The sequence below is a fragment of the Mycolicibacter terrae genome, from assembly GCF_010727125.1.
In the GTDB taxonomy this organism is placed as follows: Bacteria; Actinomycetota; Actinomycetes; order Mycobacteriales; family Mycobacteriaceae; genus Mycobacterium; species Mycobacterium terrae.
Window position 1 is genome coordinate 2,912,230 of the sequence record NZ_AP022564.1, and the last position, 12,576, is coordinate 2,924,805.

Here is a 12,576-nt window from a genome sequence, read left to right on the forward strand (position 1 = left end):
ACAGCAACGAATGTGTCAGTAGGGCCTCGCACCGCATCGCTTCCGGGGGATGAACGAGTGCGCGATCGCCCCGCAGACCGGCCTCCGCGGCGCCACGCTTTTCCGATGGCATCCGCCGGCCACCACGAACCCGTCCGGCGCCGTCATCCCGACGCGGTACCGTCAAAGGGTGTCCACTACACGGCGTCGGAGACCGGCACTGGTCGTGCTGGTGATCGTTGCCGCCTGCGCGTGCCTGGCTCTGGGCTGGTGGCAGTGGACCCGGTTCCAGGAGGTCAACGGCACGTTCCAGAACCTCGGCTACGCCCTGCAGTGGCCGTTGTTCGCCTGGTTCTGCGTCTACGCCTACCGCAAATTCGTCCGCTACGAAGAGTCGCCGCCCGAGCCGCACCGACCCGATGCGGTGACCGAGATACCGGCCGGACTGCTGCCGGAGCGGCCCGCGGCCGCCGCCACACCCGCCGACGACCCCGCGCTGCGGCAGTACAACGCCTACTTGGCCGAACTCACCGAGAACGACCGAAAGAACAGGAATCCCGCATGACCGAGACACCCGCCCAGGCCGCTCCCGCGGAGAAGGTCCGCAGCGCTCTCCTGCCCTATCGGGTCATGGCGTGGGCAACCGGTGTCTGGCTGATCGCGCTCTGCTACGAGGTGTTCGTGCGCTACGTGGTCCAGGTGGACAACCCGCCCACCTGGATCGGCGTGGTGCACGGCTGGGTGTACTTCGTCTACCTACTGGCCACATTCAATCTGGCGGTCAAGGTGCGCTGGCCGCTTCCCAAGACCATCGGGGTGCTGCTGGCCGGCACCATTCCGCTGCTGGGCATCATCGTCGAGCACTTCCAGAGCCGAAACATCAAAACCCAGTTCAACCTCTGACGCGGGCTCACTTCGCAGGCGGGTTCACCCAACGCTGCACGCCGCCGTGGTTGGAGCAGGCACCGCTGCGGTGCCTGCTGAATGAGTAGCTGCCGTCACGACAGACTGCGCTGGCCCCGGTTGGTGGCGCGACGGGCTCGATCGACGTCGCCGGTGGCGGTGCGAACGTCTGGGACGGTGCGAGCGCGGGCGGCGACATCAGCGGCGCCGGCAGCGTGGTCGACTCCGTCACGGTGACGGTCACGCGCTGCGTCGGATGCACGGTTGGCTCAGTCCGCGAGCCGCCGCAGCGTCGGCAGCAGCAGCGCCAACGCACGGCCCCGGTGCGATTCGGCGTCCTTCTCCACCGGGCTCAGCTGCGCCGCGGTGCGCACGGCCCCTTCCGGGACGAACACCGGGTCGTAGCCGAAGCCCCCCTCGCCGCGGGGTTGCCGGGCGATGCTGCCCGACCATTCGCCACGCACCACCACCTCGTGGTCGGACCCGATTCCCCAGACCAGCGCGCAGGCCGACACGAACGCCGCCCCGCGCCGCTCGTCGGGAACGTCGTGCAGTTGGGCCAGCAGCAGCGCGGTGTTGGCGCCGTCGTTGCCGTGCTCGCCTGACCAGCGCGCCGACAGCACCCCGGGCATGCCGTTGAGCGCGTCGACACTGAGGCCGGAATCGTCTGCGACACAAGGCAATCCCGTCGCCACATAACCGTCACGCGCCTTGGCCAGGGCGTTGTCCTCGAAGGTCGCTCCGGTTTCGGGCGCGTCGGGGAACGGTGCCACCTCATCCAGTGAGACCGGCCGCAGCCCCGAGATACCGGCGTGCTCGAGCACCCGGCTGAGTTCGGCCAGCTTCTTGCGGTTGCGGCTGGCCACCAGCAGATCGATCAGCTGCCGAACGCTTTCTTCGGTGGCGGACCGTCGGGCAGCACCCCGGGATAGGGCAGTTCCAACGCTTCGCGCTGCACCACGAACAACTTCTCGCAGGCGGCCAGTGCCGCGTCGAGCATCTTGTCCAGCGTCGAGCGCGGGAACGTCGCCCCCTCGCCGGTGCCCTGGACCTCCACCAGGGTTCCGGTGTCGGTGGCGACGACGTTCATGTCGACCTCGGCGCGGGAGTCCTCTTCATACGGGAGATCGACGCGGACCCGCCCGTCGACGACCCCGACGCTCACAGCCGAGATGGCGCACGACAGCGGGCGCGGGTCGGACAGTTTGCCGGCGGCCGACAAGTAGGTGACCGCATCGGCGAGTGCCACATAGGCGCCGGTGATCGCCGCGGTGCGGGTGCCGCCGTCGGCCTGCAACACGTCGCAGTCGATCGCGATGGTGTTCTCCCCCAACGCCGCCAGGTCGATGCAGGCCCGCAGCGAACGGCCGACCAGCCGGCTGATCTCCTGGGTGCGGCCACCGACCCGGCCCTTGACCGATTCGCGATCGGAGCGGGTGTGCGTGGCGGCCGGCAGCATGGCGTACTCGGCGGTCAGCCAACCGCGCCCGGTACCTTTCCGCCAGCGCGGCACCCCCTCGGTGACACTGGCCGTGCACATGACCCGGGTGTTGCCGAATTCGACCAGCACCGACCCGGCCGGGTTCGAGGTGAACCCCCGGGTGATGACGACCGGGCGCAGCTCGTCGTCGAGGCGACCGTCTTCTCGTTTGGACACGCCGTTAACCCTAATGGAGTGGTGTGTCAGGACCGGTGGTGCGTCAGGACCGCTAGATGTCGAAACTCTCGTCGCACGCCACGGCGTGCACCGGCCCGTCGAACTCGGCTTTGGCCTCGCCGATCACGTCCTCGCGCGAGGTCCAGGGCGGGATGTGGGTGAGCAGCAGTTGGCCGACGCCGGCGGCCGCGGCGATGCGCCCGGCCTCGGTGCCGGACAGATGCAGATTCGGCGGACGGTTGGCCTCGTGGGTCCAGGACGCCTCGCACAGGAACACGTCGGCGCCGCGGGCCAACTCGATCACCCCGTCGCAGAAGCCGGTGTCGCCGCTGTAGACCAGGGTCGCGCCCGCGGCGTTGGTGATCCGCATTCCGAACGACTCGGTCGGGTGACACACCAGCCTGGGCTGCACACGGACCGTTCCGAACTCGACCGGCTCGCCGTCCACCCAGGTGTGGACATCGAAGATATCGGTGATGTCGTCGATCTCCCCGCCGTAGGGAGAGGACGCTGCGCCCATCCGCGACCAGGTGTCGCTGGGCCCGTAGATGAAGCCCTTGGCGAACGGCTGGGTCGCGACCGACGGGTGGTAGCGGCGCCAGACGAACAGTCCCGGCAGGTCCAGGCAGTGGTCGGCATGCAGGTGCGACAACAGCACACACACCGCACCCGGGTCGACGTGCCGCTGTAGCGCGCCCAGCACGCCGCCCCCGAAGTCGATGACCAGCGGCGGGGTGTCCGGAGCCTGCAACAGGTAACCCGATGCCGGCGAGTCCGGACCCACCACGCTGCCGGAGCAGCCGAGCACCGTGAGTCGCACGTTCCCTACTGTGCCATGTTCGCCGCAACGATGACCAAGACACGGGCGCTTTGCCCGCTATTCGTCATCGAAATCACGGTCGTGGCTAACTCAACGGCGCGTGACGACGGACGCCGCCGACACCGGTGATCGCCGGCCCCAGAAATCGGGTGGCCAATGCGGCGAACGCCTCCGGGTCACCGGTCGCCTCGAACACCCGGGTGGCCGCGGAAGCCCCGTGCGGGCGCAGCAGATCGCGCTCGGTGAGCACCCGCAGCAGCTCCTTGGCCGTCTCCTCGGCGCTGGACACCAGCGTCACCTGCTCACCCATCGCCAGCTGGATCAACCCCGACAGCAGCGGATAGTGGGTGCAGCCCAGCACCAGGGTGTCGACCCCGGCGCGCTGCAGCGGCTCCAGGTATCCCTCGGCCAGCCCCAGCACCTGCCGGCCGCTGGTGATGCCGCGCTCGACGAAGTCCACGAAGCGCGGGCAGGCCACCGCGGTGATCTCGGTGTCGCGGGCCGCGGCGAACGCGTCCTGGTAGGCGTGGCTGGTGATGGTCGCGCTCGTCCCGATCACCCCGATGTGGCCGTTGCGGGTGGTGGCCACCGCCCGGCGCACCGCCGGCAGGATCACCTCGACGACCGGCACGTCGTAGCGTTCCCGGGCATCGCGCAGGCAGGCCGCCGACGCGGTGTTGCAGGCGATCACCAGGGCCTTGACGCCACGATCGACCAGGTCGTCGCCGATGGCCAACGCGTGCGCGCGTACTTCCGGGATGGTCAGCGGGCCGTAGGGTCCGTTGGCGGTGTCGCCGACATAGAGGATGTCCTCGTCGGGCAGCTGGTCGATGATCGAGCGTGCGACGGTCAGCCCGCCGACCCCGGAGTCGAAGATCCCGATCACGCCGATACCGCCCGCCGACGGGCACGGGCTTTGCGTTCGGGGCCCGAGAGCAGATAGGCGGCCCCCACTCCGGCGATCGCCCCGCACAGGTGACCTTGCCAGGACACTCCGCCGCAGACATTCAGCACCGGCACCGCCCCCCAGAGAATCCCGCCGTAGAGCACCAGCACCACGAGCCCGACCAGAATCTGCCAGAGACGGCGGGTGAACCAACCGAACACCACCAGGAAGGCCAGCCAGCCGAAGATCAGGCCGGAGGCGCCGATGTGGTCGGTGGGCCCGCACGACGATCCGACATTGCCGATCAGCCAGGTGCCCAGACCACCGAACAGCCACACGATCGCGGTGGCGAGCAGGAACCGGGACTGCCCGGCCAACGTCACCAGGAAGCCCAGCACCAGCGCCGGACCGGTGTTGGCCAGCAGATGCCCCCAGTTGGCGTGCAGCAGCGGTGCAAACAGCACCCCCCACAGGCCGTCGGTCTCCAGTGGCCGGATGCCGTTGCGGTCCAGCCGGTGGCCGCCGAGCTGATCAACGGCCTCGATGAGGTAGAGCAGCGCGACGAATCCCACCACGGTGGCCCCGCCGGTGCGCCAGGCGGACTTGTTATCGGGCCGCGGCGCGGGCGACGAGCCGGCCCGGGAGGTCATGCCCACGATTGTCCTTCCAGCCCATCCTCGGATTCGTCGTGCACGTCACGGCCTTCCCGTGAGCTTGTCGGCGAATGCCCCCGGCAACGTGCCGCGGTAGGTCGGTATTCCGGCCACCGGATCGGCGGCCAGCAACCCGACCAGCACCGCTCGCGCCAGGCAGTCCGCCGCGGCGGCACCGACCGCGGTGATCAGGCCGGACTCCTGCGAGAGCGCCGCCGGGGTTCCCGGTAGCGCCGGAACCTCGACGGCCCCGGTCGCCAACGCGAAGACCGTGTCGCCGTCCACCGGGGTGTGGGAGGGCCGGATGGTGCGAGCCAGGCCGTCCTGGGCGGCGATCGCCACCCGCCGGCAGCCGGCCGGGCTGAGTGCGGCGTCGGTGGCCACCACCGCGATGGTGGTGTTGAGCGCCAGGGATTTGGGCTCCAGCCCGGCGAGCACCGACAGCTGTTCGGACGGCGGGGAGGTCAGACCGAATTCCTCGATGAGCTGGGCCGGCCAGGGCAGCCCGGTGGTGGCGTCGATGACCTCACCGGTGGGGTTCACCACCACCAGCGCCCCCACCGTGACGGTGTGGTCCCCGAGCTCCAGCGTGGTCGAGGCTGCTCCCACCCCGCCCTTGAACACCCCGGCCCGGGCACCGACTCCGGCGCCCACGCTGCCGACCGCCGGGGTTGCCCCGTCGGGACCGGCGGCCGCCGCCGCGGCGGCATAGCCGAACTGCGCGGTGGGCCGTCGATCCCAGCCCCCGACCGGCAGGTCGAAGATGACCGCGGCCGGGACGATCGGCACCACGCCGCCGTCCAGCGCCACCCCGCGGCCCTGCTCCTCCAGCCAGGTCATGACGCCGTCTGCGCTCGCCAGCCCGTAGGCACTCCCACCGGAGAGCACTACCGCGTCCACCCAGCGCACGCTGTTGGCGGGGTCCAGCAGATCGGTCTCCCGGCTTCCCGGCGCACCACCACGGCAATCGACGGCGCCGACCGTCCCGGGCGGCGTCAACACCACGGTGACGCCGCTCGCCCAGCCGGACCCCAGCGTCGCATCCGGGTCGAGCCGGTGGTGATGGCCCACCCGGATGCCCGCGACATCGGTGATCGAACCCATGCCCGTCATCTCCTGGGCCCTCCCATCAACGCGACGACCAGGTATTCCTGCAGCACGGTCAGCCACTGGTAGACGCTGAGCTGGCCGGCCATCGGGTCACCCGGCGGCAGCCGATCCGGGCCGTCCGGGCCGATCTTGAGCATGGTGCCCAGCGCGAGGCGGATGTCGTTGACCGCCGCGATCCAGGCATTCGCCTGTTCCTCGGTCAGCTCGAAACGACCGCCCTGCTCCGGAAGTGTGTCCAATAACTGTTGTGCTGCAGCACGTTTCGCGTCGATTATCCCCGGCTCGTGCAGGCTGCGCAGTACCGCGTTCAGACCTTTCGCATCGGGCGCGCAGTCGCCGGCCGGGGTACCTTCACCCTCGCCGTCGGGTCGGTAGAAGTCCGGCAGCAGCCGCCGCGTGGTGGCGTCCTCGGGCGGCTTGGTGTTGCCCGTTCGCATTCCGGTTATCTGTTCGAGTTCGTCCGGCGGAGAGGCGGATTCACGTGCCTCGAGCATGCCGATGATCGAGCCGACCAGGTTCCCGAGCAACGCAGCCTCGTGCAGTGCCAGCGCGGACCGGAAGCGGGGGCCATCGTCGGTTTCAACCCGCTTCCACTTGTGCACGGTGCGGCCCGATTCCCTTCGGTTGACGTTTCAGCGATCCTGCTGCATGGTCGCCCACAACCCGGCGGCATGCAGTTTGGACACGTCGACCTCCATCGACTCCCGGCTCCCCGCCGACACTACGGCCTTGCCCTCGTGGTGCACCTGCAACATCAGCTTGGTCGCGTGCGGCTCGCTGTAACCGAAAAGCTTCTGAAAGATGTACGTCACGTAGGTCATCAGGTTGACCGGGTCGTCCCAGACGATGGTCACCCACGGCGAGGCGGTGTCCTCGACCGTGTCCGCATGCCGCTGGCCGGTGCCCTGGGGTTTCACCGGGGTGGACGTCGGTGCTGACGTGGCCATACCGCTCAGGATACCGAGCCGGGGTGGGGTCGAGTCCAGCCGATACGGTTGTCGGGTGGACACCTCGGCCCGCCGCGGCGGGTTGCTCACCGACAAGTATGAGCTGACCATGCTGGCCGCGGCGCTGCATGACGGCACGGCCGGTCGGCGGACCAGCTTCGAATTGTTCTCCCGCCGGCTCCCCGAGGGACGCCGCTACGGGGTGGTGGCCGGCACCGACCGTTTCCTGGATGCGCTGACCGCGTTCAGCTTCGACGATGCCGCACTGAATCTGCTTTCGCGGTTCCTGGATCCGCAGACCCTGAGCTACCTGAATGATTTCCGCTTTCGCGGCGACATCGACGGCTACCCCGAAGGCGAGTTGTACTTCGCCGGTTCACCGGTGCTCAGCGTGCACGGCAGCTTCGCCGAATGCATCGTGCTGGAGACGCTGATGCTGTCGATCTTCAACCACGACACCGCGATCGCCTCGGCGGCCGCCCGGATGGTCAGCGCGGCCGACGGCCGGCCGCTGATCGAGATGGGTTCGCGCCGCACTCACGAGCAGGCCGCCGTGGCGGCGGCCCGGGCCGCCTACCTGGCAGGTTTTGCCGGGACGTCCAACCTGGAAGCGCACCGCCGGTTCGGTGTGCCGGTGTTGGGCACCAGCGCGCACGCCTTCACGCTGCTGCACGCGGGCTCTGATATTGCCGACAGTGCCGACGGCGCCGGCGAACTGGCGGCGTTCCGCTCCCAGGTCGCCGCGCAGGGTGTCGACACCACGCTGTTGGTGGACACCTACGACGTCACCACCGGGGTGGCCAACGCCGTCGCGGCGGCCGGCCCGGGGCTCGGCGCGGTCCGTATCGACTCCGGTGAGCTGGCGGTGCTGGCTCGTCAGGTCCGCGACCAGCTGGACCGGCTGGGTGCCACGGGCACCAAGATCGTGGTCTCGGGCGATCTCGACGAGTTCGGCATCGCGGCGTTGCGAGCCGCTCCGGTGGACAGTTACGGCGTCGGCACCGCGCTGGTGACCGGGTCGGGCGCCCCGGCGGCGGGCTTCGTCTACAAGCTCGTCGAGGTGGACGGCCTGCCGGTGCACAAGCGCAGCGCCGCCAAGACCTCGGCGGGCGGACGCAAGCAGGCGCTGCGGGTGTCTCGTCCCAGCGGCACCCTCGTCGAGGAGGTGGTCTACCCCGTCGGCCGCCCGCCGGCGGATTCCGGCCGGGTGCTGACCGTTCCGCTGATACGCGGCGGCGACGTGGTGGCCGCTACCGGTGCCGATGCCCTGGCCGCGGCGCGGGATCGCGTCGCCTCCGGACTGCGCAGCCTGCCGTGGGAGGGCCTGAAACTGGCGCACGGTGAGCCGGCGATCCCGACCCGGCTGACTCCGGGCGGGCCGTCGGCCTAACGACCGTTGCGTTCGCGGTGCTTGCACCCGGGCCAGCAACAGGGGCGCCGCTTGCCTTCCTCCAGCTCCTCGCGGGTCCGGCGGATTCGTCGTTCGCGGGTGACCTGCTGCTTGGCGTCTTCGACCCAGCAGATGAACTCGTTGCGCGCCAACGGGGTAATGCTCTGCCATGCCGCCAACGCGGTCGGGCTGACGAGCAGCCCGTCGCGCAGGTCGGCGGGCAGCTCGTGTACCGCCCCGCCGGGCAACCGGTGGCTGCTCATCGCTTCATGGTAATGAGAACCGCAACGAAAAGGGCTGGGGCCGGGGTGGCCGTGTCGCTACAGTTCGCGGAATGGAGCTCGATGCGACAGCATTCAGCCACCGCTGGGTGCAGGCGTGGAACGCCCACGACGTGGAGGCGGTGTTGGCGCACTTCCACGACGACGTGCTGTTCACCTCCCCGGTAGCCGCCCGGTTGTTTCCCGAGACGGCGGGAGTGATTCGCGGGAAGCCCGCACTGCGCAGCTACTGGACCGCGGCCCTGGCGCGGCTGCCGGACCTGCATTTCGTCGTCGAAGCCGTCTATCGGGGTATCGACACCGTCGTCATCACCTACCGCAACCAGAACCACGGCCTGGTCAACGAGGTCTTGCGCTTCGACGACGACGGCCGGGTCATCGAGGGGCACGGAACCTATTTCGTCACCGGGCCGGCCGGCTCGGACTGAGGAGATGACGGCGCCGCCGGGGCGCGGGCTACCGTGTGCACACCATGGCTGACCCGTCCGTACCCGAGCTGCTCGCCGCCGCGGTGGCCGCCCTGGGCGGCAGCGAACGCGACGGCCAGGTGCGTATGGCCGAAGCGGTGGCGCGGGCCTTCGAAGTCGGCGAACACCTGGCGGTACAGGCCGGCACCGGCACCGGGAAGTCGCTGGCCTACCTGGTTCCGGCGATCGCCCGGGCGGTGACCGACGAACACCCGGTGGTGGTGTCGACCGCGACGATCGCGCTGCAGCGTCAGCTCGTCGACCGCGACCTGCCCCGCCTGGCCGATGCCCTCGAAAAGGTGCTCCCCCGGCGCCCCACCTTCGCGCTGCTCAAGGGACGACGGAATTACCTGTGCCTGAACAAGATCCATAGCGGGTCGGCTGATGATTCCGACGAGGCGCCGCAGGAGGAGCTGTTCGAACCGTTCGCCGCCAGCGCCCTGGGCCGGGACGTGCAGCGGCTCACCGCCTGGGCGCAGACCACCGACTCCGGTGACCGCGATGACCTCAAACCCGGTGTGCCCGAACGCTCCTGGTCTCAGGTCAGCGTGTCGGCGCGGGAATGTCTGGGCGCTGCCCGTTGCCAGTTCGGCATCGACTGCTTCGCCGAGCGAGCCCGCGGCGTCGCCGCCGAGGCCGATATCGTCGTCACCAATCACGCCCTGCTGGCGATCGACGCGATCTCGGAGACCAACGTGTTGCCCGAGCACGAACTGCTGGTGGTCGACGAGGCACATGAGCTGGTGGACCGAGTGACGTCGGTGGCCACCGGCGAGCTCACCGCGGCCGCGCTCAGTGTCGCGGTGCGGCGAATCACCCGGCTGGTCTCCCCCGAGCTGGTTCAGCGCCTCGACACCGCGTCCCTGACGTTCGGCTCGGCGATTCACGACGGCACGCCCGGGCGGCTGGATCACCTCGACGACGACTTGGCGGCATACCTGACCGCGCTGCGCGATGCCGCCGGCGCGGTCCGCTCGGCGATCGACACCGCACCGTCAGATCCCAAGGCCGCGGCCGCCCGCAAGGAGGCGGTCGCCGCACTGTCGGAGATCTCCGACACCGCCGCGCGGATCCTGACCTCGTTCGAACCGGCCATCCCCGAGCGCACCGACGTGGTGTGGCTCAGCCACGAAGACAACCGGGGGTCGGTGCGCCCGGTGCTGCGGGTGGCCCCGCTGTCGGTGGCCGGCCTGTTGCGCGAACGGCTGTTCGCCCGGGCGACGACGGTGCTGACCTCGGCGACGCTGACTGTCGGCGGCACCTTCGACGCGATGGCCGGCGCCTGGGGCCTGACCGGCGGCTCGCCCGACCCGAGCGATGCGCGGTGGCGCGGACTCGATGTCGGCTCGCCGTTCGCGCACGCCAAAGCCGGCATCCTCTACGTGGCCGCGCACCTGCCGCCGCCCGGGCGTGACGGCACCGGCACCGACGCGCAGCTCGACGAGATCGCCGAGCTGATCACCGCGGCCGGTGGGCGCACCCTGGGACTGTTCTCGTCGATGCGCGCGGCGCGCGCCGCGGCCGAGGCGATGCGGGAGCGATTGGACACCCCGGTGCTGTGCCAGGGCGACGACACCACCGGCGCGCTGGTCGAGCAGTTCGCCGCCGATGCCGACCTGTCGCTGTTCGGCACCTTGTCGCTGTGGCAGGGCGTCGACGTACCGGGACCGTCGCTGTCCCTGGTGCTCATCGACCGCATCCCGTTCCCGCGGCCCGACGACCCGCTGCTGACCGCCCGGCAGCGCGCGGTCAGTGCCCGAGGCGGCAACGGTTTCATGGCGGTTGCCGCCAACCACGCCGCGCTGTTGCTGGCCCAGGGTGCGGGCCGGTTGCTGCGCAGCGTCGAGGACCGGGGGGTGGTGGCGGTGCTCGACTCGCGCATGGCGACCGCCCGCTACGCCGGATATCTGCGCGCGTCGCTGCCGCCGTTCTGGGCGACGACCGACACCGCCAAGGTCCGTCTGGCGCTGCAGCGACTACGGGGCGGTTGAGCGCACTATCGTGATCTCCCATGCGACCTGGCCGCCGAAGGCACCGCGTTCTCGCCACCGCCTGCACGCTGATGCTGCTGTTGAGCGGGTGCGCCCGGATGCTGGACGGCACACCGGTTTCGATCTTCGCCGACCCGTTCCGGGTGGGCGGACTGCAGGCGGTCGACGGGCCCACCGGGCTGCGGCCCGACGCGCCGCCACCGAGCCGCGAGGTCGCGGGTACCGATGGCGGTCGCATCGACCAGATCGCCGCCCAGTCGGTCAGCGACCTCGAGGCGTTCTGGACGATCAGCTATCCCAACACCTTCGACGGCGAGTTCGAGCCGGTGCGGTCCCTGCTCTCCTGGGATCCCGGCCAGCTACGCGGAACATTCTGCAAGAGTAGGACTTTCCTGCTGGTCAACGCGGCCTACTGCTACCTGGACGACACCATCGGGTGGGACCGCCGGCTGCTGTTGCCGGCGCTGCGCAGCGCCTACGGCGACATGGCGATCACCATGGTGCTCGCCCATGAGTACGGTCACGCGATCGCGCGGGCGGCCGGGATCACCAAGCGGCGCCAGACACCGACGCTGGTGGCCGAGCAGCAGGCCGACTGTCTGGCGGGTGTCTACCTGCGCTGGGTGGCCCAGGGCGACTCGCCTCGCTTCACGCTCAGCACCGGTGACGGGTTGAACGGTGTGCTGGCCGCGATGCTGGCGCTGCGCGACCCGCTGCTGAACCCCGGCGAGACGGTCGGCAGCAACGAGCACGGCTCGGCCTTCGAACGGATCTCGGCGTTCCAGTTCGGGTTCACCGACGGCGCCGGATCGTGCAACGCCATCGACGCCAAGGAGATCGAGCAGCGTCGCGGTGACCTGCCCGTCCAGTTGCAGCAGAACGAGACCGGTGAGGTGCCGGTCAGCGAGGATTCGGTGCGCGTCGTCGTCGACGCGATGAACATCGCGTTCACTCCGGCCGAGCCGCCGCAACTCACGTTCGACGCCGCCGCCGCGTCATCGTGCGCTGACGCCCGCCCCAGCCCTCCGGCGTCGTACTGCCCGGCGACCAACACCATCGCCGTCGACCTGCCGGCCCTGCAGGTCATGGGCACGCCCGGCAAGGACCAGAAGTTGGCGACACTGTCCGGTGACAACACCGCCTATTCGGTGCTGATGTCGCGGCATCTGCAGGCGGTGCAGATCGAGCACGGTGGTCTGGTGCTCGACAACGCCGCCGCCGCGCTGCGCACCGCGTGCCTGACCGGGGTGGCCACCACCAGGCTCTCCCAGGGGGTGACCACCTCCAACGGCAGCACCATCGCGCTGACCGCGGGCGATCTGGACGAAGCCGTCGCCGGCCTGCTCACCAACGGTCTGGCCGCCGGCGACGTCAACGGTGAATCGGTGCCCGCGGGCTTCTCGCGCATCGACGCCTACCGCACCGGGGTGCTCGGCGACTTCGACCGCTGCCTGCAGCGCTTCCCCTGAGCGGTCCTCCCCGTCGGTTGCAG

At 70.0% G+C, this 12,576-nt stretch carries 16 protein-coding genes; 6 read left to right on the plus strand and 10 right to left on the minus strand.

Annotated elements, in window-relative coordinates:
- Positions 1-169: 169 nt before the first annotated feature.
- On the plus strand, positions 170-544 hold the full coding sequence (locus tag G6N23_RS13835) for a hypothetical protein (RefSeq protein WP_173675011.1): 375 nt from the start codon (positions 170-172) through the stop codon (positions 542-544).
- Positions 541-882, plus strand: a complete 342-nt coding sequence (locus G6N23_RS13840) for a DUF3817 domain-containing protein (RefSeq protein WP_085260373.1) — start codon at positions 541-543, stop codon at positions 880-882. The genes G6N23_RS13835 and G6N23_RS13840 overlap by 4 nt, the downstream gene beginning before the upstream one ends.
- 7 nt (positions 883-889) lie before the next feature.
- On the opposite strand, the gene G6N23_RS13845 is transcribed toward G6N23_RS13840, so the two are convergent.
- The 9 genes from G6N23_RS13845 to clpS form a co-directional block, all read right to left on the minus strand.
- Positions 890-1,126 carry a DUF3761 domain-containing protein gene (locus tag G6N23_RS13845; RefSeq protein WP_235653470.1) on the minus strand — a complete coding sequence of 79 codons (237 nt, stop codon included), beginning with the start codon at positions 1,124-1,126 and terminating at the stop codon, positions 890-892.
- A gap of 25 nt (positions 1,127-1,151) precedes the next feature.
- Positions 1,152-1,763 carry a non-canonical purine NTP pyrophosphatase gene (locus G6N23_RS13850; protein ID WP_085260374.1) on the minus strand — a complete coding sequence of 204 codons (612 nt, stop codon included), beginning with the start codon at positions 1,761-1,763 and terminating at the stop codon, positions 1,152-1,154.
- Positions 1,760-2,539 (minus strand): ribonuclease PH, encoded by a 780-nt coding sequence (gene rph, locus G6N23_RS13855; RefSeq protein ID WP_085260375.1) that lies wholly within the window; start codon positions 2,537-2,539, stop codon positions 1,760-1,762. Before rph ends, G6N23_RS13850 begins: the two co-directional genes overlap by 4 nt.
- Positions 2,540-2,591: 52 nt before the next feature.
- Positions 2,592-3,359 carry a cyclic nucleotide-degrading phosphodiesterase gene (locus G6N23_RS13860; protein ID WP_085260376.1) on the minus strand — a complete coding sequence of 256 codons (768 nt, stop codon included), beginning with the start codon at positions 3,357-3,359 and terminating at the stop codon, positions 2,592-2,594.
- 85 nt (positions 3,360-3,444) lie between these two features.
- Complete coding sequence (murI, locus tag G6N23_RS13865; RefSeq protein ID WP_372508956.1) at positions 3,445-4,251, minus strand: glutamate racemase; 807 nt, start codon at positions 4,249-4,251, stop codon at positions 3,445-3,447.
- Positions 4,242-4,895, minus strand: a complete 654-nt coding sequence (locus G6N23_RS13870) for a rhomboid family intramembrane serine protease (RefSeq protein ID WP_085260378.1) — start codon at positions 4,893-4,895, stop codon at positions 4,242-4,244. Before G6N23_RS13870 ends, murI begins: the two co-directional genes overlap by 10 nt.
- Before the next feature lie 45 nt (positions 4,896-4,940).
- A complete protein-coding gene (locus G6N23_RS13875) occupies positions 4,941-6,002 on the minus strand; it encodes a P1 family peptidase (protein ID WP_085260379.1) in 1,062 nt (353 codons plus the stop codon).
- A 5-nt stretch (positions 6,003-6,007) separates the two neighbouring features.
- Positions 6,008-6,610: an oxidative stress transcriptional regulator AosR gene (aosR, locus tag G6N23_RS13880; RefSeq protein ID WP_085260380.1), complete on the minus strand. Its 603-nt coding sequence runs from the start codon at positions 6,608-6,610 to the stop codon at positions 6,008-6,010.
- 30 nt (positions 6,611-6,640) lie between these two features.
- Positions 6,641-6,955, minus strand: coding sequence for an ATP-dependent Clp protease adapter ClpS (clpS, locus tag G6N23_RS13885; RefSeq protein WP_085260399.1), 315 nt, complete (start codon positions 6,953-6,955; stop codon positions 6,641-6,643).
- Positions 6,956-7,064: 109 nt separating this feature from the next.
- Between clpS and G6N23_RS13890 the strand changes: the two genes are divergently transcribed.
- A complete protein-coding gene (locus tag G6N23_RS13890) occupies positions 7,065-8,345 on the plus strand; it encodes a nicotinate phosphoribosyltransferase (protein WP_234808569.1) in 1,281 nt (426 codons plus the stop codon).
- Here G6N23_RS13890 and G6N23_RS13895 read toward each other — a convergent pair.
- Positions 8,342-8,608 carry a YdeI/OmpD-associated family protein gene (locus G6N23_RS13895; protein ID WP_085260382.1) on the minus strand — a complete coding sequence of 89 codons (267 nt, stop codon included), beginning with the start codon at positions 8,606-8,608 and terminating at the stop codon, positions 8,342-8,344. The two genes, G6N23_RS13890 and G6N23_RS13895, sit on opposite strands and share 4 nt — an antisense overlap.
- Positions 8,609-8,679: 71 nt before the next feature.
- Here G6N23_RS13895 and G6N23_RS13900 point away from each other — a divergent pair, with 71 nt between their 5' ends.
- The 3 genes from G6N23_RS13900 to G6N23_RS13910 are packed head-to-tail and all read left to right on the plus strand — an operon-like array spanning position 8,680 to position 12,553.
- Positions 8,680-9,054, plus strand: a complete 375-nt coding sequence (locus tag G6N23_RS13900) for a nuclear transport factor 2 family protein (RefSeq protein WP_085260383.1) — start codon at positions 8,680-8,682, stop codon at positions 9,052-9,054.
- A gap of 44 nt (positions 9,055-9,098) precedes the next feature.
- Positions 9,099-11,084, plus strand: a complete 1,986-nt coding sequence (locus G6N23_RS13905; RefSeq protein WP_085260400.1) for an ATP-dependent DNA helicase — start codon at positions 9,099-9,101, stop codon at positions 11,082-11,084.
- A gap of 20 nt (positions 11,085-11,104) precedes the next feature.
- Positions 11,105-12,553 (plus strand): neutral zinc metallopeptidase, encoded by a 1,449-nt coding sequence (locus G6N23_RS13910; protein WP_085260384.1) that lies wholly within the window; start codon positions 11,105-11,107, stop codon positions 12,551-12,553.
- Positions 12,554-12,576: the final 23 nt, after the last annotated feature.